Here is an 18211-nt window from a genome sequence, read left to right on the forward strand (position 1 = left end):
TTCTGCTCAAGTTGAGCATAACTAAGACGCAGATTGCGCATATGTCAAGCCGAGAGCGGATTCGCCGGGAAGCGCCGCGGAACGCACAGCTCCGCACCGGCTCCGCACAGATCCGCCCGGGCACGGCCGGCCGGTGCGGTCTGAGCCTGGAAAAGGGCGAAGCTTCTCGTGGCGACCGAGGGGCTGGCGCGGGAGCTTCAGCGGCGAGCCGGCATCGATCCGCCGGTGCAGGAGGTTTCCCCGATGCCGTTCTTCGCTCCACGATCCGCGGTCGAGCCCCCCCGCAACGCCGCGCTGTCACCGCTCTTCCTCGCGCTGCTGGCGCTGCTCATCATGCTCGCCTCGGCCCACGCGGCGCCGGGCCGAGACCGGGGTGGCCTCACCCTGCGCGGGCCGGCCGGCACCGCGCCGGTCGAGGCCGTCCAACTGGCGACCGACATCAGCGTCGACGTCAGCGGCCCGACCGCCCGGGCCACCGTCACCCAGGCCTTCCGCAACGTCACGGCGGACTGGGTCGAGGGCACCTACCTGTACCCCCTGCCGGAGGACGCGGCCGTCGACGGGATGAAGCTCGTCGTCGGCTCCCGCGTGATCATCGCCGACATCCGCGAGCGGGCGGCGGCCAAGCGCGCCTACGAGGCCGCGAAGGCGGCCGGGCAGTCGGCGGCGCTGACCGCGCAGGAGCGGCCCAACGTCTTCACCAACGCGGTCGCCAATATCGGCCCCGGCGAGACGGTGGTGGTCCAGATCACCTATCAGCAGACGATCCCCGTCTCGGGCGAGACGCGGACGCTGCGCCTGCCCCTGGTGGTCGCGCCCCGCTACAATCCCGCCCCCGCCCCGGTGGACGCGGTCTCCCTCGACGGCGTGGCCGGAGCGGCCCGCGACCCGGTTCCGGATCGCGCCCGGATCAGCCCGCCGGTGCTCGACCCGGCCCTGTCGTCGCCGACCAACCCGGTCGCCGTCACCGTGCGGCTGAAGGCGGGCTTCCCCGTCGGTGACGTCCGCAGCGCGACCCACGCGATCCGCGTGACCGAGACCGGCCCGGAGGCGCGGACCGTCACGCTCGCCGACGGCGTCGTCCCGGCCGACCGCGACCTCGAGCTGACCTGGGCGCCGGTCCCGAGCCGGGTGCCCGGCCTCGGCCTGTTCCGCGAGACCGTGGCGGGCCGGACCTACCTGCTGGCCGCCGTGAGCCCGCCGGCGATCGAGACCGACACGGCCGCCCGGCCGGCGCGCGACGTCACCTTCGTCATCGACAATTCCGGCTCGATGTCGGGCGCCTCGATGCGGCAGGCCAAGGCCGGGCTGCTCGCCGGTCTCGCCCGCCTGACCCCGTCGGACCGCTTCAACGTCATCCGCTTCGACGACACCTGGGACGCGCTTCATCCCGCGCCCGTCCCGGCGACGCCGGAGGCCCTGGCGCAGGCCCAGGCCTTCGTCGCCGCTCTGGAAGCCCGCGGCGGCACCGAGATGCTGGCGCCGCTCAAGGCGGCCCTCGCCGACCCGCACCCCGAGGACGGGCGCGTCCGGCAGGTCGTGTTCCTCACCGACGGCGCCGTCGGCGACGAGGAGCGGATCTTCGCGGCGATCCACGCCAATCTCGGGCGCACGCGCCTGTTCATGGTCGGCATCGGCTCGGCGCCCAACGGCCACCTGATGCGCCACGCCGCCGAGATCGGACGCGGCAGCTTCACCGAGATCCGCGACCTCGCGCAGGTCGGCGAGCGGACCCGCGCGCTCTACGAGAAGCTGGAATCCCCCGCCGTCACCGACCTGACCGCGACCTTCTCGGTCTCGGGCGTCGAGGTCACGCCGGGCGCGCTGCCCGACCTGTATCGCGGCGAGCCGCTGGTCTTCGCCGCGCTTCTGCCGGGAGCGGCCGAGGAAACGGCCCGCGGGACCGTGACCGTCACGGGCCGGGTGGGCGGCCGGACATGGACCCGGACGCTCCCCCTCGCCGAGGCGGGTGCGGGCGCCGGCATCTCCAAGGTCTGGGCGCGCTCCCGGATCGGCGAGACCGAGACGGCGCGCATCACGGGGCGCCTCGGCGCGGACGCGGCCGACGCCGCGATCCTGGCGCTGGCCCTGGAGCACGGCCTGACGACGCGGCTGACCAGCCTCGTGGCCGTCGACGCCACGCCGCGCCGCGCGCCCGGCACGCCCCTCGTCGCCGCCGACCTGCCGCTGAACCTGCCGGCGGGCTGGGACTTCGCCAAGGTGTTCGGCACGGACCGGCCGGGCGCCACGCCCGCCGACGACGGGGCAGCGCGGATCGTGCCGATCCGGGCCGAGGGCGCGGCGGTCGACCTGCCGCGGACCGGGGCCGGCATCGTGGCGCAGCTCGGCCTGGGCCTGCTCCTCGCCCTGCTGGGTCTCCTGCTCGGCACCGGCCTGACGATCGGCGGCCGGCGGACCGGGGACGCGCGATGAGCCGGCGCACGGTGACCGGACTGGGGAGGGCCCTCGCGGCCCTCCTCACCCTCGCGGGGCTCGGGCTCGCGGCGCAGGCCGCCTGGATCCCCGCCAAGGCCGTCCTGGCCCAGCTGCTGCTGGAGCGCGCCTTCGCCCGCACCCTGGCCGAGGGTCGGCCCGCCCGGCCCTGGCCCTGGGCCGACACCGAGCCGGTCGCCCGGCTCACCGTCGCGGGCCGCAGCTTCGTGGTGCTGCGGGGCGGGAGCGGCCAGGCCCTGGCCTTCGGCCCCGGCCACCTGGACGGCACCCCGGAGGCCGGCGCGCCCGGCACCGCGGTCATCGCCGCCCACCGCGACACGCAGTTCGCGGTGCTGGGACAGCTCGGGCCCGGCGATCCCGTCACGGTGACCGGCCGCGACGGCCGGATTCTGCGCTTCCGCGTCACCGGCACGCGGGTGGCCCGCTGGGACGCCTCGGGCATCGACCCGGAGGCCCCGGGGCGGCATCTCGACCTCGTCACCTGCTGGCCCCTGGAGGCGCTGCAGGCCGGTCCGCTCAGGCTTATCGTCGAGACCGAGCTGGCCCCGGAGCCGGAGCGTTCCTGACGGCTCGGCGTGGACGGTCAGCTTGGCCGCGCTTGCGCGAATGTGCGGTTTCGTGCGGATCTGTGCGGGTCAAGCCCGTGCGAGCCGTGCCTGTGAGCGAGATTGAACTGTCCGAGGCGCAGAGCCGCGCCATTGCCCAGACCGTGCGCGAGGCGCTGGCCCGCCGGCGCATCTCGCGGCAGACGCTGGCCGAGGAGGCCCGGATCAGCATCTCGACCCTGGAGAAGGCGCTCGCCGGCCGCAGGCCCTTCACCCTGGCGACGACGATCCGGCTGGAGGAAGCCTTGGGCCAGTCCCTGCGCCAGGAGACGGCGCGCCCGGCCCCGGAGGCGGCCCGTCACGCGCCCGACGAGCTCGGCTCCTACTCGCGGGAGAGCGTCGCCTGGATCGAGGGGCGCTACCTCACCCTGCGGCCCTCGTTCGGGTCGGCGGACGCGATCTTCGCCTACCGCACCGAGATCGCCTGGGACGCGGACGCGGCCCGCCTCGTGTTCCGCGAGGCCGAGCGGCTCGACGCGCCCTTCGCGCAGTCCGGCAGCGTCGCCGTGCCGAGCCAGTCGGGCATGATCTACCTCGTGACCAACTGGCACGGACAGCACCGCCTCGCGGTGCTGTGCCGCCCCAACATCCAGGGCGAGATGTACGGGGTCCTGACGACGCTCCACGCCGGGCGCGGCACGCAGCTGACCCCGGCCGCGGCGCCCCTGGCGCTGTTGCCCGAGCAGGCGGGCGCGCACGGATACGGGCGGATCGGGCCGGAGGAGCCGGGCTACGGTCCGTACCGGGCCTATCTCGCCCGGGTGAACGACGACGGCTACGCCACCTTCTTCACGGGCGTCGCCTGACGGGATCTGACGGATGAGCCCGAAGGCGCGGCGCGCGGCGGGCTTGGAGCGGGTACCGGGAATCGAACCCGGGTATTCAGCTTGGAAGGCTGCTGCTCTACCATTGAGCTACACCCGCGCGGGCGGATCGTTAGCACGCCGGGTCGGCCGTGAGAAGGTGGGTCGGGATCGCCGCCGCGCGGGCGACGTCCCGAAACCGCGACGTCGCTGGCCGGCTCACAGACACGGATTCATGACCGGCTCGCGCGGGGTCGAGAGCAGGTCGTCGACCTGGGCGCGCAGGCCCGCGGCGCCGCCGGTCCGCAGGGCCTCGTACAGGGCCTCCGCGTCGCGGCCGCAGACCGCGCCGGGCCGCTGCTCCGGTTCCGTCGTCCCGTCGCGCGGCGGGCCGGCCCCGTCCGGGGCGTTGTCGGCGATGAAGCGATCGATGCGCGCGAGCGCGGCGCGCAATTCCTGCTGGAAGTCCGGGTCGGCGCCGGCGTGGCACGCCTGTCCGACGGCGCGCATCGCCTGCAGGATGCCGCGCATGCACAGCACCGCACCCTTGCCGGTCCGGTCGACCTTCGTGACGGTGTCGCCGCGCCGAATGGTCTGGATCCCGTTCACGAGCGCCTCCGCCGATCCCGGTCCGGCCTGACCGGGAGCCTCCGAGGACACGACCAGGAACGCGCAGGCCGCGGCGGCGCAGCCGACGATCAGGGATCGCGGTCGGGACGGCGTGCGTGTCGTGAGGCGCATGGATCCGGTGCCGTCTCCACCGCGCGACCGCGGCAACATCTGCGCCCGCTCAACCCAGGCCCAGGGCGGCGCGGGCCTCCGCGGGCGTGGCGACGCGGCGGCCGTGGCAGGCCACAGCCTCGGCGGCGAGGCCGACGAGCTCGGCGTTGCTCGCCGCCAAGCGGTCCTTCGTCACCCGGATGTTGTCCTCCAGGCCGGTGCGGACCGCGTCCGCCCCGCGGGCGAGTGCCCAGTCCATCACGATCGCCTGGTTGCGCCCGATCCCGGCCGCCGTCCAGGTCGCCTCCGGCAGGATCCGCCGGGTCTCGGCGAGCAGGATGTCGAGGAGGTGCTCCTCGGCCGGCATCGCGTTCTGGACGCCCATGACGAACTGCACGTGCGGGCGCGCGTCGATCAGGCCCGCCTCCACCAGCCGCTTGGCGCCGTGCAGGTGCGAGAGGTCGAAGATCTCGATCTCGGGCCGGACGCCGTACTGCTTCATCTGGCCGGCGAGGTCGGTCACGAGGCTCGCGGAATTCTCGTAGACGATCGTCGGGAAGTTCACCGAGCCGGTGGACAGGGAGGCCATGTCGGGCCGGTGCTTGAGCGAGAGGCCGCGGGCGGCCGGGTCGCGCCCGCGCCCGCCCGTCGAGAACTGCACGATCATCCCCGGGCAGTGCCGGCGCAGCCCCTCCTGCACGGCGGCGAACCTGTCCGGATCGGAGGAGGGCGACTCGTCGTCGTTGCGCACGTGGATGTGGCAGAGCGTGGCGCCGGCCTCGAAGGCCTGCTGCGTCGACTCGATCTGCTCGGGCACGGTGGCCGGAACGGCCGGGTTGTCGGTCTTGCGCGGCACCGAGCCGGTGATCGCCACCGCGATCACCACGGGCGCGTCGCTCCGGGATCCTGCCATTCGCCTGTCCTCCCTGCCGCATCGGGCTTCCGCGACCGGGATAGCGCCGCGGGATCCGGATCTGAACCGCCCGGCGCGGGCGGCAGCTCCGTGTGCGGGACATCTCCGGCCGGATGACAGCCCGGACTTGAGTCTTGCGGGCGCTTGCCGCACCTCTCGACCCGCGAGGCACACGATGAACGACACCGTCCTGGTCCTGAACGGGCCGAACCTGAACCTGCTCGGCAAGCGCCAGCCGGAGATCTACGGCCGCGAGACGCTGGCCGACGTCGAGGCCCTGTGCCGCGAGACGGCCGCCGGCCTCGGCCTCGCGGTCGATTTCCGCCAGAGCAACGCCGAACATGTGCTGATCGACGCGATCCACGAGTACCGCGTCGGCTCGACCGGCATCGTCATCAATGCGGGCGCCTACACCCACACCTCGGTCGCCATCCTCGACGCGCTGAACACCTGCGAGGTGCCGGTGATCGAGTGCCACATCTCGAATGTCCACCGCCGCGAGGCGTTCCGCCACCATTCCTACCTCTCGCTCGCGGCCACGGCCGTGCTGGCGGGATTCGGCACGCACGGCTACGCGCTGGCGATCCGGCACCTCGCGCATCTGCGGGCCGGCAGACCTGCGTGAGGCGCGGATAGCGCCGCGATCAGGGTTGACGCTGGCGGAGACAGGGCGGAGGAGGGCGGTCAGGCCCTATTCCCACGCGATCTCTCTGGCCGGACCGGTTCTCAAGGCCCCGGAGAGCGCCCCAAGCGGAGCGCGCACGCCGCATGACCAGCCCCTTCCTGCCCCTCGACCGGAAAGTGATCGCCCGCGAGGCGGCCAAGATGTTCCTCGAGATCGAGGCGGTGCTCTTCTACAAGGACGAGCCGTTCAAGTTCACCTCGGGCTGGGCGAGCCCGGTCTACACCGACAGCCGGAAGATCATCTCGTTCCCGCGCCTGCGCTCGACGCTGATGGATTTCGCCACCGCCACCATCGTGCGCGAGATCGGCTACGAGAAGCTGACCCACATCGCCGGCGGCGAGACCGCCGGCATCCCCTTCGCGGCCTGGATCGCCGACCGGATGATGCTGCCGATGCAGTACATCCGGAAGAAGCCTAAGGGGTTCGGCCGCAACGCCCAGATCGAGGGTGAGATCGTCGAGGGCGCCCGGACGCTGCTCGTCGAGGACCTCGCCACCGACGGGCGCAGCAAGGTCAATTTCTGCAAGGCCCTCCGCGATTCGGGCGCCCAGGTCGAGCACTGCTTCGTGCTGTTCTACTACGACATCTTCCCTGACAGCGCCGCGCTGATGGAGGAGATCGGTATCAAGCTCCACTACCTCACCACGTGGTGGGACGTGCTGGCGGTGGCCAAGGAGATGGGCACCTTCGACCCGAAGACGCTGGCCGAGGTCGAGCGCTTCCTCAACGCGCCGGCGGAGTGGTCGGCGGCCCACGGCGGCATCTCCGCCTTCGGCCAGGCCTGAGGGGCATCCCGCGATGAGCGTCGCCGACCTGTTCCCCGCTGAGCGCCAGGACGCGAAGACCGTCGACCGGATCACGATCCGGCGGCCTGACGACTGGCACATCCACCTGCGCGACGGCGCGATGCTGAAGGCGGTGCTGCCCTACACGGCGGCGCAGTTCGCCCGGGGCATCATCATGCCGAACCTCGTGCCGCCGGTGACCACGGTGGCGGCCGCCAGCGCCTATCGCGAGCGTATCCTTGCCGCGCTGCCGGAAGGCCAGGACTTCACGCCGCTGATGACCTGCTACCTGCGGGACGACACCGACCCGGACGAGATCGAGCGCGGATTTCGGGAGAAGGTCTGGGTCGCTGCGAAGCTCTACCCGGCCGGCGCGACCACGAATTCGCACGCGGGCGTCACGGACCTCGTCGGCATTACCCCCGTCCTGGAGCGCATGGAGCGGATCGGCATGCCGCTCCTGATCCACGGCGAGGCGACCGACCCGGAGATCGACATCTTCGACCGGGAGGCCGCCTTCATGGAGGGCAGCCTGATCCCGCTGCTCGGCCGCCATCAAGGGCTGAAGGTCACCGTGGAGCACGCCACCACGGCGGAGATCCTCGACGTGGTCCGGGAACACCGGAGCCGGTGCGCGGCGACGATCACGCCGCACCACCTCGTGATCAACCGGACGCACATCTTCCAGGGGGGGCTGCGCCCGCACCTGTACTGCCTGCCGGTGGCCAAGCGCGAGCGGCACCGTTTGGCCCTGCGCGAGGCCGCGACCTCCGGCGAGGCCTGCTTCTATCTCGGCACCGACACCGCGCCGCATGTCCGCGGGGCCAAGGAGGCGTCCTGCGGCTGCGCCGGCGTGTTCTGCGGGCCTTCCGCGCTCCAGACCTACGTGCAGGTCTTCGACGAGGAGGGGGCGCTCGACAAGTTCGAGGCCTTCGCGTCGCTCAACGGAGCCCGCTTCCACGGGCTGGAGCCGAATGCCGGGACCGTGACCCTGGAGCGGCGGGAGAGCCGCATCGCCGAGGCCGTCGCGGTCGACGACACGGCAGTCGTCGTGTTCCGCGGCGAGGAGACGCTGCCCTGGTCGGTGGTATAGCGAATCAGGGCGATGGGTGCGCTCCGTCATCGCGAGCGCAGCGAAGCGACCCAGGGATGCGCGACATCGGTGATCGTCGCGCGACACTGGATTGCTTCGCTGCGCTCGCAACGACGATGATCGGCACTCCATCCAATCAGCCAGAGCCATCTTTGCCTGGATCCAACCTCCGGTTACCGATCTTCCGTCGATCCGGGGGAGGGCAAGATGCAGGACGCGCGACAGGATGGCATCACGGCGCTCGGCGCCGTGGACCTCGCCGCCGCCATCCATGGCCGAGTGATCTCCTGCGTGGAGGTGATGCGCGCCTATCTGGAGCGGATCCATCGGATCAACCCGCAGGTGAACGCCCTCGTGGGCCTCGCCGACGATGCCGCGCTCCTGCGGGAGGCCGAGGCCGCCGACGCCGCGCTGGCGCGGGGGGACGCCGTCGGGCCGCTGCACGGCTTCCCGCTGGCCGTGAAGGATCTCGACCCAGTCCGCGGCCTGCGGTTCACGCAGGGCTCCCCGATCTTCGCCGACCGGGTCGCCGACACCGACTCGATCATGGTGACGCGCCTGCGCGCCGCCGGGGCGATCTTCATCGGCAAGACCAACATCCCCGAGTTCGGCCTGGGCTCGCACAGCTTCAACCCGGTCTACGGCGCCACCGGCAACGCCTACGATCCGGCCAAGACCGGGGGCGGCTCGAGCGGCGGCGCCGCGGTCGCAGTCGCCTTGCGGATGCAGCCGGTCGCCGACGGCAGCGACCATGCCGGCTCCCTGCGCAACCCGCCGGCCTTCAACAACTGCTACGGCCTGCGCCCGAGCTGGGGCCGGATCCCCGCCGAGGCCAAGGACGTGTTCAGCCCGAACCTCGGCGTGCTCGGGGCGATCGGGCGCACGCCCGGCGATATCGGCCTGATGCTCTCGGTGCTGGCGGGCTACGACCCGCGCTGCCCGAACGCCATTCGGCAGGACCCGTCCGCCTTCGCGAGCCCGCTCGCCCGCGATTTCCGCGGGACCCGGATCGCGTGGCTCGGGGATTGCGGCGGCCAGATCCCGTTCGATCCCGGCGTGCTCGACGTCGGGCGTTCGGCGCTCGCCACCTTCGCGGAGATCGGCTGCACCGTCGAGGAGGCGATGCCGCGCTACGACATGGAGACCCTCTGGCAGGACTGGCTGGTGCTGCGGGCCTTCACCGTCGCGGCGAACCTCCGCCCGTTCTACGACGAGCTCCGCCACCGGGTCCTGCTGAAGCCGGAGGCGGCCTGGGAGGTCGAGCGGGGGCTGGCGCTCGGCGCCGACCGGATCATCGCGGCGCTGGAGGGCCGCACCCGCTGGTACGAGACCCTGCGCCGCTTCATGAAGACCTACGACTACGTGGTCATGCCCAGCGCCCAGGTCTTCCCGTTCGACAAGGGCCTGCGCTGGCCCGAGACGGTGGGCGGACGGGCGATGGACACCTACCACCGCTGGATGCAGATCACGATCCCCGCGACGATGTCGGGCCTCCCGTCGCTCGCCGTGCCGGCGGGCTTCGGCGAGGCCGGTCTGCCCACTGGCATCCAGATCGTCGGTCCGAACCACGGCGAGCTCGCCTGCCTGCAGCTCGGCGCCGCCTACGACGCGGCGAGCGGCTGGGTGCGCCGCTACCCGCCGCCGCTGCAGTGAGCCGCGGCTCCGGCACTCAACCGGCGCGGAACCAACGCGATTGCACGCACGGACGCGTTGACCGGCTCCGCGCTCTCCGCTAAGAGGCCCGACACTTCGCGCGCCGACTATGAGCCAGTTCCGGATCATGGGGCCGCCGCGGGGCAGTTTCGGGTTTCCGATGACGACGGTCCTTATTGTAGCGGTAGCGTCACCGACGGGGCGGCCCTGAACGAGGGTCGCGATCCGAGCGGTGGCGCATGCAGGGTCCCTCGGGGCCCTTTTTTGTTGCCCGCTCCAGGGCGGCATGGGATCGGCGCAGACGGGTGACCGAGGCGAGAGGCACCTTCGGGCGAGGCGGAGACCGCCCCGCGTGACGGGGGTGCCGGGAGAGAGGACGGGGCAGGGCGGCGATCATGGGATCGCGGTGGCCTCGGAGAGCGCGAGGAGACGAGCATGGGCGGCGAGGTCATGACCGGGGCCGAGATGGTCATCCGGGCCTTCCAGGATCAGGGTGTCGACACGCTGTTCGGGTACCCGGGCGGCGCCGTACTTCCGATCTACGACGCGCTCTTCCACCAGAACGCCGTCAAGCACATCCTCGTCCGCCACGAGCAGGGCGCCGTCCACGCCGCGGAGGGCTACGCCCGCTCGTCCGGCAAGGTCGGCTGCGTCCTCGTCACCTCGGGCCCCGGCGCGACCAACATCGTCACCGGGCTCACCGACGCGATGCTGGATTCGATCCCGCTGGTCTGCATCACCGGCCAGGTTCCGACGCACCTGATCGGCACCGACGCGTTCCAGGAATGCGACACGGTCGGCATCACGCGCCACTGCACGAAGCACAATTACCTGGTCAAATCGATCGACGACCTGCCGCGCATCCTGCACGAGGCGTTCTACGTCGCGGCGAACGGCCGGCCGGGCCCGGTCGTCGTCGATCTGCCCAAGGACATCCAGTTCGCCTCCGGCCTCTACGAGCGTCCGGAGATCGCGAGCCACAAGACCTACCGCCCGGCCGTGAAGGGCGACGCCGACCGGATCCGCGCGGCCGTCGAGCTGATGGCGACCGCACGGCGGCCGGTCTTCTACACCGGCGGCGGCGTGATCAACTCGGGCCCGGAGGCCTCGCGGCTGCTGCGCGAGCTCGTCCGCGAGACCGGTTTCCCGATCACCTCGACGCTGATGGGGCTCGGCGCCTATCCGGGCACGGACGAGAAGTTCCTGGGCATGCTCGGCATGCACGGGACCTACGAGGCCAACCTCGCGATGCACGAGTGCGACGTGATGATCTGCGTCGGCGCGCGGTTCGACGACCGGATCACCGGCCGGCTCGACGCGTTCTCGCCCTTCTCCAAGAAGATCCACATCGACGTCGACGCCTCCTCGATCAACAAGGTCGTGAAGGTCGATGTCGGGATCGTCGGCGACTGCGCCTCGGTGCTCGCCGACATGCTGGAGGCGTGGCGCGCCCTGCCGTCGCGGCCCGACAAGTCGAACCTCGATCCGTGGTTCCAGAAGATCAGCGCCTGGAAGGCGCGGGACTGCCTCGCCTACTGGCCGTCGGGCACGATCATCAAGCCGCAATACGCCGTGCAGCGCCTCTACGAGGCCTGCAAGGACCGCGAGACCTACATCACCACCGAGGTCGGTCAGCACCAGATGTGGGCCGCCCAGTACTTCAAGTACGACGAGCCGAACCGCTGGATGACGTCGGGCGGCCTCGGCACGATGGGCTACGGCCTGCCGGCGGCGATCGGCACCCAGCTCGCGCACCCGAACGGGCTCGTGATCGACATCGCGGGCGAGGCCTCGATCCTGATGAACATGCAGGAGATGTCGACGGCGGTGCAGTACCGCCTTCCGATCAAGGTGTTCATCCTGAACAACGAGTACATGGGCATGGTCCGCCAGTGGCAGGAGCTGCTGCACGGCTCGCGCTACTCGCAGAGCTACTCGGAGAGCCTGCCGGACTTCGTGAAGCTCGCGGAGGCCTACGGTGCCAAGGGCATGCGCTGCGAGAAGCCTGGCGACCTCGACGGCGCCATCGCGGAGATGCTCGCCCATGACGGCCCGGTGATCTTCGACTGCATCGTCGACAAGACCGAGAACTGCTTCCCGATGATCCCGTCGGGCAAGGCGCACAACGAGATGCTCCTGTCCGATTACCTCGGCGAGACCGGCGTCGAGCTCGGCGACGTGATCTCCGAGGAAGGCAAGATGCTGGTGTGAGGGCGGGCGGCCCGGCGTCACCGCCGGGCCGCGATCCGCCGCTGCGGCGGCGATGGGTCGAACGACGAGGACGAGGCCGGCGATGAACGCGATGAACACCCACTACCCCGATGCCGTCCGCGTCGAGCCGGTGAACCGGCACACGCTGGCGGTGATCGTCGACAACGAGCCCGGCGTGCTCGCCCGCATCTCGGGCCTGTTCTCCGGCCGCGGCTACAATATCGAGAGTCTGACCGTCTCCGAGACCGAGGAGGCGCGCCACATCTCGCGCATCACCATCGTGACCACCGGGACGAACGCCGTGATCGAGCAGATCAAGGCGCAGCTTGACCGGCTGGTGCCGGTGCATCGGGTCGTGGACCTCACGCTCCAGGGCAACGCCATCGAGCGCGAGATCTGCCTCGTGAAGGTGAAGGGCGAGGGCGAGCACCGCAGCGAGGCCCTGCGGCTGGCCGCCGCCTTCGGCGCCAAGACGCTGGACGCCACGCTCAACTCCTTCGTGTTCGAGCTGACCGGCGCTACCGAGGATGTCGACCGGTTCGTGCGCCTGATGAGCGTGATCGGGCTGGTGGAGATCTGCCGGACGGGCATCTCCGCCATGGGGCGCGGGGCGGAGCCGCTCTGAGCTTCTGGCGCGCGGCCAGTCGGTGCTCGGGGGAGCCGGAAGACGTTACCGGCTCTGAAGGCGACAGCCGGCTGGCCGTTGTCGCTGAAAACGCCGCGCCCGTATTCGTCGATCAAGGACCCCCCATGACCGCCCGCAACCTCTACTACGCCCCCGGCGCCTGCTCGCTCGCCGCCCACATCATCCTGGAGGAATCCGGGCTGCCCTACGAGGGCCTCAAGCTCGATCTCGCCGCGGGCGACCAGCGCCGGCCGGAATACCTCGCGATCAACGATCGCGGCCGTGTCCCGGCGCTGACCGAGGACGGCTGGGTGCTCACCGAGTGCGCGGCCATCATGCGCCATGTCGCCCGTCAGGTGCCGGAGAAGGGGCTCTGGCCCACGGATCTCCGCGAGCAGGCCGCCGCCGACGAGTGGCTCGGCTGGCTCGCCTGCAACCACCACGTGACCTACGCCCATGTCCGCCGGCCCGAGCGCTACACCGAGGACGAGAGCGCCCTCGAGGGCATCAAGGCGAAGGCGGCCAACACCTACGCGGACCTCGCCACCATGACCGAGGTGCGCCTGTCGCACGGCGGGTGGGCGGTGGGCGACCGGTTCAGCGTCGTCGACGCCTACCTGACGGTCTTCTGGTTCTGGGCCAACGGCCCGGTGCTCCGGTTCGACATGGCCGGTCGCTTCCCGGCCTGGACCGCCCATGCGCGCCGGGTCGCCGAGCGCCCGGCTGTCCAGGCCGTCTTCGCCCGCGAAGGACTGCCGCTCCCCCGCTAGCGAGGTGCGAGCGCGACCCCCCTTGCCGCGCCCCACGAATCGGCCTACAGCGCGTACCGTACGGTACGGTACGCCATTCGAGATGATGCAGGCCAGCGCGACAGCAGAGCGGGAAGAGCCGTCGGCACGCCAGCAGGCAGTGCTGGACGCCGTGCTCGGCCTCATGGTCGAGGACGGCGAGCAGCTCACCATGGACGCCGTCGCGCGCCGGGCGAGCTGCTCGAAGGAGACGCTCTACAAGTGGTTCGGCGACCGGGACGGGTTGCTGACCGCGACGGTGCGCTGGCAGGCCTCCCGGGTCCATGCCGGGAACGACAGCGCTCAGGTGCTCGACGGCGCGACCCTGCGGGAGCGCCTGCAGGACTTCGCCGTGACGTGGCTGGAGGTCATCACCGGCCCGACCTCGGTGGCGCTGAACCGCATCGCCATCGCGCATGCGGGCTCGCGCAAGAGCAATCTCGGCGGCATCGTCCTGGCGAACGGGCGCTTCGCGATCGGCGAGCGGGTGAAGCCCGTGCTGGAGGCGGGGCGCGCCGCCGGCCTGCTGAGCTTCGCCGACAGCGAGGCTGCCTTCCGCACCTTCTTCGGCCTCGTCGGCCGGGATATCCAGATCCGCCTTCTGCTCGGCGAGACCCTCGACCTCGACGGGGCCGGGATCCGGCGCGACGCGGGCCGCGCCGTCGAGCAGTTCCTGGCCCTGTACGGCCGGGCCAAACCCGACCCGAAACACCAAGTCTAAGAGGAGACAGACATGCGGGTGTATTACGATCGCGACGCCGACCTGAACCTGATCAAGGGCAAGAAGGTCGCCATCGTCGGCTACGGCAGCCAGGGCCACGCCCACGCGCTCAACCTGCGCGATTCCGGCGTGAAGGACATCGTCATCGCGCTGCGCGAGGGCTCCGCCACCGCCAAGAAGGCCGAGCACGAGGGCTTCAAGGTCCTGTCGGTCGCCGAGGCCGCCAAGTGGGCCGACGTGGTGATGATGCTGACCCCCGACGAGCTGCAGGGCGACATCTACCGCGAGTCCCTCGAGGGCAACATGAAGCAGGGCGCCGCGCTCCTGTTCGCCCACGGCCTCAACGTCCACTTCAACCTGATCGAGCCGCGCAAGGACCTCGACGTCCTGATGGTCGCCCCGAAGGGCCCCGGCCACACCGTGCGCTCCGAGTACCTCCGCGGCGGCGGCGTGCCGACCCTGATCGCCATCGCGCAGGACGCCTCCGGCAACGCCCACGACCTCGGGCTGTCGTACGCCTCGGCCAACGGCGGCGGCCGCGCTGGCATCATCGAGACGACCTTCAAGGAGGAGTGCGAGACCGACCTGTTCGGCGAGCAGGCCGTGCTCTGCGGCGGCCTCGTCGAGCTGATCAAGGCCGGCTTCGAGACCCTGGTCGAGGCGGGCTACGCCCCCGAGATGGCCTATTTCGAGTGCCTCCACGAGGTGAAGCTGATCGTCGACCTCATCTACGAGGGCGGCATCGCCAACATGAACTACTCGATCTCCAACACGGCCGAGTACGGCGAGTACGTCACCGGCCCGCGCATCGTGACGCCCGAGACCAAGGCCGAGATGAAGCGCGTGCTCAACGACATCCAGTCGGGCACCTTCACCCGCAACTGGATGCTGGAGAACAAGGTCAACCAGACCTCGTTCAAGGCGACCCGCGCCAAGCTCGCCGCCCACCCGATCGAGGAGGTCGGCGCCAAGCTCCGCGGCATGATGCCGTGGATCTCCGAGAAGGCGCTGGTCGACAAGACCCGCAACTGATCCGCATCCGCGCGGTCGGGCCCGGCCCGGCCGCGCACGCGCGGGGCCGGTCACGCGGAGGCGTGGCCGGCCCTTCGCGTTCCGGGTTGCCCGACACAGGGTGTCCCGGCCATAAGCCCGCCAGCGGTCCCGCGCGTACGAGGACCGGCAAGCGGAGAGGACACGCATGGCATCGCTCTATTCCGACGCGCACCGGGCGCTGCAGGAGGAGTTCGGCACCACCAAGCTCGCCGTGCGTCTCGACGAGGACTGGGTCCACGAGACCGTCCAGCCGGACGAGGCCGCCTTCATCGGCTCCCGCGACATGTTCTTCCTCTCGACCGTCGACCCGGACGGGATGCCGACGGTCTCCTACAAGGGCGGTCCCACGGGCTTCGTGAAGGTGCTCGACGACAAGACGCTTGTCTTCCCGGGCTTCGACGGCAACGGCATGTTCTACTCGATGGGCAACATCGAGGGGCAGGCCAAGGTCGGCCTGCTGTTCATCGACTTCGAGACGCCCCACCGGATCCGCGTCCAGGGCCACGCGACGCTGCTGCGCGACGACGCCCTCTTGGCCGCGTACACCGAGGCCAAGTACCTGGTGAAGGTCGCGGTGACGAAGATCTGGATCAACTGCCCGCGCTACATCCACAAGTACCAGAAGCTCGAGCAGAACAAGTACGTGCCGCGGCCCGGCCGCGAAACGCCGCTCGCCGCCTGGAAGCGCCTCGACCTCGCGGGCGACGTGATCAGCGATGCCGACAAGGCCCGCGTCGCTCAGGAGGGCCGGCTGGAGGTCGCGGAGTACGAGGCGCTGATGGCCCGCGGCGAGGCCTGATCGTCCATTGCGGCCGCCCCGCAGTCCCGGGCGGCCGGTGCGGAACTCAAATTACGTCAAATCAGATTTTTCCGAGTATAAATCTGCCGTACAAAATACTAATAAAGCATAACTTCTGTGTTCTATAGTTTAATGGTCTAAAAAATTCTTGACGATGTGAGTGCCGAGCCATAAATTTCGTGCAGATTTTGCCGATCGCATCTTTGCTCGGACCGTTAAGACCATGGTTTCGCTCCCGCTGCGCGTCGCATTGATCTGCAGCATCCTGATCGCTGCGGTGTTCGCGGGGGGGACGACTTTTCTCGCCCGCCGAATCGACGCGTCCTTCGATGAGCAGGCCGCAGAGATACAGTCGGAGACGCTGTCGAACGAGGCGCGCGAGGTCCGCTTCCGCCTCGCGGTAGCGGCCAAGACTGCCGAGAGCATCGCGGCCTCCGCGTCGGCCCTGCGCGCCGGCCGCATCCAGGACCGGGACATCTACGACGCGCTGCTGCGCGAGCTTCTGCGCGCCAACCCCGAGCTGATCGCGACCTGGACGGGCTGGGAGCCGGACGCCCTGGACGGGCGCGACCGCGCGTTCGCCGGCACGGCCTCCTCGGACGCGAGCGGCCGCTTCATGCCTTACTGGAACCGCGGGAGCGGCACGATCAAGCGCGAGGTCCTCACGGGCTACGAGGCCGAGCCGGACGGCGACTATTACCTCCGGCCGAAGCGGCTGAACCGCCTGGTCGCCATCGAACCCTACATCTACCCGGTGGCCGGGAAGGACGTCGTCATGATGTCGTTCGGCGCACCGATCACCGTGGACGGCACGTATCGCGGCACCGCCGGCGTCGACATCGATCTCGGGTCCCTGAATGCCGCCCTCGGGGCGGTGAGGCCGTTCGGGACCGGCTACCTCGCCGTGGTCTCGGCGAACGGAACGACCGTCGCGCATCCGACCGGCGCGGCGGCCGGGAAGCCGATGCACGGCTTCGACGCGTCGGCGGCCGACGCGGCCCGGCAGGCGATCGCGGCGGGAGCCGTGGTGGTGACCGACGCGCCGGGCCCGGATGGGGCGCCGTGGCGCTACATGGCGCAGCATATCCAGGCGGGCGAGACGCCCGACCGCTGGGCGATCGTCGTCGCAGTTCCGGTGGCGACGCTCACGGCCGCCGCCGTTCGGGCGCGCGCGACGCTGATCGGCATCTCGGTCCTCTGCGTGCTGATCGGGTGCGCGGCCGTCTTCGGCGCGCTGCACCGTCTCGTGGGGGCGCCGATCCGCGGCCTCGGCCGCACCATCGGCGACATGGCCGCGGGCGATTACGGGGCGGATGTACGCGAGGCGCGGCGCCGCGACGAGGTCGGACTGGTCGGGCGTGCCGTGCTGAAGCTGCGTGACGGCCTGCGGGCGCAGGCGGAGGCCGACGCGCGGACGCGGGCGGAGGCTCAGGCGGCGGCCGACCGGGACCGCAAGCGGGTGACCGCGGACTTGGCGAACAGCTTCGAGCAGGCCATCGGCGGCATCGTCGCGACGGTCACGGACGCGGCCACCGCGCTGCAGGCCACGGCCGGGGCGCTGGCCGCCACGGCGTCGGAGACCGCCGGCCAGTCGACCACCGTCGCGGCCGGGGCCGAGGAGGCCGCCGCCAACGTCCGGGCCGCGGCCTCGGCGGCCGAGGAGCTTGGCAGCTCGGTGCAGGAGATCGGGCGTCAGGTTCAGGGATCCGCGCAACTCGCGCGGGCCGCGGCCGACGAGGCCGGGCGCACGGTGCGGCTGGTGGAGGATCTGAGCGCGGCGGTGATGAAGATCGGGGATGTTGTGGCGCTGATCAGCGGCATCGCCGGCCAGACCAACCTGCTGGCGCTCAACGCCACGATCGAGGCGGCCCGCGCCGGCGAGGCCGGCCGGGGCTTCGCGGTCGTGGCCGCCGAGGTGAAGGCGCTGGCCGAGCAGACCGCACGGGCCACCGAGGAGATCGCGGGCCAGATCGCCCGCGTCCAGGCCTCGACCGAGCAGGCGGCCTCGGCGATCGGCAGCATCACGACGCGCGTCGACGAGATCAGCGGGGCGGCCACGACGATCGCGGCCGCGGTCGAGCAGCAGGGCACGGCAACCCAGGAGATCGTCCGCAACGTGACCCAGGCCGCCGCCGGCACGGGCGAGGTGACGACGAACATCGCCCGCGTGGCCGAAGCCGCCGACATGACCGGCTCTGCCGCCGGTCAGGTGCTGGAATCGTCCGCGGACCTGTCGCGGCAATCCGCGCATCTCCGGGCGGAGGTCGGCCGCTTCCTCGGAACGGTGCGCGCGGCCTGATGGT

16 protein-coding genes and 1 tRNA gene are annotated in these 18211 nt (G+C 71.1%); 14 read left to right on the plus strand and 3 right to left on the minus strand.

What is annotated here, in order from left to right; genetic code table 11:
* Positions 1-243: 243 nt before the first annotated feature.
* The 3 genes from LXM90_RS05665 to LXM90_RS05675 all read left to right on the plus strand — a co-directional run bounded on the left by LXM90_RS05665 (position 244) and on the right by LXM90_RS05675 (position 3865).
* On the plus strand, positions 244-2433 hold the full coding sequence (locus LXM90_RS05665; protein WP_234081992.1) for a marine proteobacterial sortase target protein: 2190 nt from the start codon (positions 244-246) through the stop codon (positions 2431-2433).
* Positions 2430-3020 carry a class GN sortase gene (locus LXM90_RS05670; protein WP_020090733.1) on the plus strand — a complete coding sequence of 197 codons (591 nt, stop codon included), beginning with the start codon at positions 2430-2432 and terminating at the stop codon, positions 3018-3020. The genes LXM90_RS05665 and LXM90_RS05670 overlap by 4 nt, the downstream gene beginning before the upstream one ends.
* A gap of 92 nt (positions 3021-3112) precedes the next feature.
* The gene (locus tag LXM90_RS05675) at positions 3113-3865 is read left to right on the plus strand and encodes a helix-turn-helix domain-containing protein (RefSeq protein ID WP_020090732.1); all 753 of its coding nucleotides are present in this window, start codon (positions 3113-3115) and stop codon (positions 3863-3865) included.
* Positions 3866-3909: 44 nt separating this feature from the next.
* Here the strand turns inward: LXM90_RS05675 and LXM90_RS05680 are convergent.
* The 3 genes from LXM90_RS05680 to LXM90_RS05690 all read right to left on the minus strand — a co-directional run bounded on the left by LXM90_RS05680 (position 3910) and on the right by LXM90_RS05690 (position 5495).
* Positions 3910-3983, minus strand: a tRNA-Gly gene (locus tag LXM90_RS05680).
* Between the two features lie 98 nt (positions 3984-4081).
* Complete coding sequence (locus tag LXM90_RS05685; protein ID WP_020090731.1) at positions 4082-4603, minus strand: hypothetical protein; 522 nt, start codon at positions 4601-4603, stop codon at positions 4082-4084.
* Between the two features lie 49 nt (positions 4604-4652).
* Positions 4653-5495, minus strand: coding sequence for a 3-keto-5-aminohexanoate cleavage protein (locus LXM90_RS05690; RefSeq protein ID WP_234081993.1), 843 nt, complete (start codon positions 5493-5495; stop codon positions 4653-4655).
* A gap of 175 nt (positions 5496-5670) precedes the next feature.
* Here LXM90_RS05690 and aroQ point away from each other — a divergent pair, with 175 nt between their 5' ends.
* The 11 genes from aroQ to LXM90_RS05745 all read left to right on the plus strand — a co-directional run bounded on the left by aroQ (position 5671) and on the right by LXM90_RS05745 (position 18207).
* Positions 5671-6120, plus strand: coding sequence for a type II 3-dehydroquinate dehydratase (aroQ, locus tag LXM90_RS05695; RefSeq protein ID WP_020090729.1), 450 nt, complete (start codon positions 5671-5673; stop codon positions 6118-6120).
* Positions 6121-6263: 143 nt separating this feature from the next.
* On the plus strand, positions 6264-6965 hold the full coding sequence (locus LXM90_RS05700; RefSeq protein WP_020090728.1) for an orotate phosphoribosyltransferase: 702 nt from the start codon (positions 6264-6266) through the stop codon (positions 6963-6965).
* Between the two features lie 13 nt (positions 6966-6978).
* Entirely contained in the window at positions 6979-8058 is a 1080-nt protein-coding gene (gene pyrC, locus LXM90_RS05705; protein WP_205833819.1) for a dihydroorotase, read from the plus strand.
* 207 nt (positions 8059-8265) lie between these two features.
* Complete coding sequence (locus tag LXM90_RS05710) at positions 8266-9711, plus strand: amidase (protein WP_020090726.1); 1446 nt, start codon at positions 8266-8268, stop codon at positions 9709-9711.
* A gap of 435 nt (positions 9712-10146) precedes the next feature.
* Positions 10147-11922: an acetolactate synthase 3 large subunit gene (locus LXM90_RS05715; protein WP_020090725.1), complete on the plus strand. Its 1776-nt coding sequence runs from the start codon at positions 10147-10149 to the stop codon at positions 11920-11922.
* 82 nt (positions 11923-12004) lie between these two features.
* Positions 12005-12547, plus strand: coding sequence for an acetolactate synthase small subunit (ilvN, locus tag LXM90_RS05720; RefSeq protein WP_020090724.1), 543 nt, complete (start codon positions 12005-12007; stop codon positions 12545-12547).
* Positions 12548-12672: 125 nt separating this feature from the next.
* Positions 12673-13317 carry a glutathione S-transferase family protein gene (locus LXM90_RS05725; protein WP_042673010.1) on the plus strand — a complete coding sequence of 215 codons (645 nt, stop codon included), beginning with the start codon at positions 12673-12675 and terminating at the stop codon, positions 13315-13317.
* Positions 13318-13399: 82 nt separating this feature from the next.
* Positions 13400-14056, plus strand: coding sequence for a TetR/AcrR family transcriptional regulator C-terminal domain-containing protein (locus LXM90_RS05730; RefSeq protein ID WP_085986784.1), 657 nt, complete (start codon positions 13400-13402; stop codon positions 14054-14056).
* Between the two features lie 12 nt (positions 14057-14068).
* On the plus strand, positions 14069-15088 hold the full coding sequence (ilvC, locus tag LXM90_RS05735; protein ID WP_012322218.1) for a ketol-acid reductoisomerase: 1020 nt from the start codon (positions 14069-14071) through the stop codon (positions 15086-15088).
* A 166-nt stretch (positions 15089-15254) separates the two neighbouring features.
* Complete coding sequence (locus tag LXM90_RS05740; RefSeq protein ID WP_020090721.1) at positions 15255-15908, plus strand: pyridoxamine 5'-phosphate oxidase family protein; 654 nt, start codon at positions 15255-15257, stop codon at positions 15906-15908.
* Between the two features lie 223 nt (positions 15909-16131).
* Positions 16132-18207: a methyl-accepting chemotaxis protein gene (locus LXM90_RS05745; RefSeq protein WP_234081994.1), complete on the plus strand. Its 2076-nt coding sequence runs from the start codon at positions 16132-16134 to the stop codon at positions 18205-18207.
* Positions 18208-18211: the final 4 nt, after the last annotated feature.

Source organism: Methylobacterium oryzae, assembly GCF_021398735.1.
In the GTDB taxonomy this organism is placed as follows: Bacteria; Pseudomonadota; Alphaproteobacteria; order Rhizobiales; family Beijerinckiaceae; genus Methylobacterium.